Source organism: Mesorhizobium sp. WSM4935 (assembly GCF_029625735.1).
Taxonomy (GTDB): Bacteria; Pseudomonadota; Alphaproteobacteria; order Rhizobiales; family Rhizobiaceae; genus Mesorhizobium.
The window spans coordinates 1-282 of sequence record NZ_JARTVR010000055.1 but is presented as its reverse complement, the minus strand read 5'-3'; the positions used below and the strand labels follow the sequence as shown (position 1 = coordinate 282).

The following is a 282-nucleotide window of genomic DNA, read 5'->3' as shown; positions in this document are numbered from 1 at the left end:
CTGCATCGCAATGCACTGGTTCGTGATGATGTCGTTCGTCAGCCGAATGTGGCCCTTGTGCTTCTTAAGGTCGGCGCGCAGCTCGTCGCGCTCCTTCACCAGCGCCAGCCGCAGGGCGCGCAGTTCGTCGCTTTCGCCTTGGTGCAGTCCCTCAAAGTACGGGTTCGGTCCTTTGCCTTCGTCCATCGTTTCCTCACTCGCAGCAGGTGCTGCATAACTGTCGGTTCAAGCGCGACTGCCAACGGCCGCGCAGACCTACCCGAAGCGCGCGATGTAGCCAGC

At 61.7% G+C, this 282-nt stretch carries 1 protein-coding gene; it reads right to left on the bottom strand.

Features of this window, described 5'->3' with window-relative positions:
* On the bottom strand, positions 1-186 hold a 186-nt coding region (locus P9273_RS32075), incomplete at its 3' end, for a hypothetical protein (protein ID WP_278052577.1).
* Positions 187-282 lie beyond the last annotated feature (96 nt).